Source organism: Moorena sp. SIO4A1 (assembly GCF_010672065.1).
Lineage (GTDB): Bacteria > Cyanobacteriota > Cyanobacteriia > Cyanobacteriales > Coleofasciculaceae > Moorena.
In genome coordinates this window covers 1-1519 of the sequence record NZ_JAAHHX010000675.1, presented here as the reverse complement: position 1 = coordinate 1519, position 1519 = coordinate 1, and the positions used below count along the sequence as shown (strand labels likewise).

Genomic DNA, 1519 nt, shown 5'->3' with positions numbered 1-1519 from the left:
TGCAGTCAATAAACCAACAGTTACAATTGCGCGAAAAATTTTGCTATTCGTCGAGCCATTGACTAGCTTTTTATAGTAGATAAGCAAGCTCTGCCCTGACCAAACTCTCATAGTCTCTAAGGGAATAGGCAACAGGCAACAGGCAACAGGCAACAGGGGGATTTTTTTGTGTACCTCATGAGTATAATAATTGCTATAAACGTCATTATGATTAGAAGTTTAATTAACAATAAGGCTAGTCAATAGGGAATTGTAGCCTGTCGAGGCTTCCCAGAGATTTTGATTAGCAAGTCTGATGGAATAGTCTGGATGATTATATAATTGAGGAGCTGGATCAGGTAGATTTAAGAAAACATCATAGGTTCCAGTTTCGATTGTGTCTGGAGTACGAGTGACAGCATTAATAACCTGAGTACTACCAGGCATCCACATCCGAGGATCCTCGTCTATAGGTAAATGGTATTCGCGACGAGTGACACGGTGACGGAGAATAATTTCCAGTGGCCGAGGATTGTAAGGACTAGCCCATCCTTCATTGATAATTTCCAATTGTATCGAGAATGTACGAGCGGGTTTTACCCTAGTAGGAGTAACTGATTTGACTATACGGAAGCGATAGCCCAAACGACGTTTAATTTCCTCTAAACACCCTTGGTTTTCCCAGTCTTCAATGATCTCAGTGGCATCACTTGGTTTGTAATTTAATGCACTCCAGCGCATTCGTTCTAGTTCATTTAAAGCATTGGGACAATCATCAAAAGAACTAGGATTGCAGGTTTCTCCCCCCTGTACCACATACCGATTATCCAGATTTAAAAATGTCTTTTCTTGTTCTATTATCCCCCGATCCGTATCGCTGTAAGTTCCCCAATCATCAATACTGGCTAGGAAACAATCATTAGTAGCTCCAGTTCTTGCTCGGTTAGTACCATTAAACGCTTGATCAGGGGTAAGAGGATTTTCCTGATCAAAAATTGCCATTTTATGATTGGGGTATCGTAGAGCAACCATCCGTTCACTGGGTAACACCGACAGCAGTTTAAACAAAATAGCTTTTCTATCTTCATTGTTGCTATCCAAACCATAGTAAGAACTATGCCATTCTCCCCAGTAACCAATAAAACCTGCTTCCATGTAGGCGATAACATCGTAGTTTGATGCTAATATCGGTTGCAGATCATCCAGATGGGAGAGTATGCGATCGCGGGATGAATCTTCACCACCTCCTACCCAATTATAGGCAAAGCGTAGGATTAATTTAACCCCAGCTTGTCGAGCCGTATTCAAATCCTGGGATAGGGTTTGTATAAAAGACTCTGATAACGGTTTATTTCTAAATTCTGAAATTACGTAAACCTTACGTACTAAGGTCATTTGGTTATTCCTAACCTCTTGTAGCTCAGACAGCTGTAAGGAATAATTTGATGTATTGTCCAGAGGAGTAAAAGGCATAAAAAAGCCTCGTTCTGGATTGGGAAAGTGTTCATCACTACCTTGATAAACCGTGGTAACATTAGAG

The 1519-nt window shown here is 40.8% G+C and carries 1 protein-coding gene; it reads right to left on the bottom strand.

The annotated features are described in order from the left end of the window. Positions 1-219: 219 nt before the first annotated feature. Positions 220-1519: DUF4832 domain-containing protein (locus F6K53_RS41830; RefSeq protein ID WP_293086327.1), on the bottom strand; the 1300-nt coding region annotated here is incomplete at its 5' end.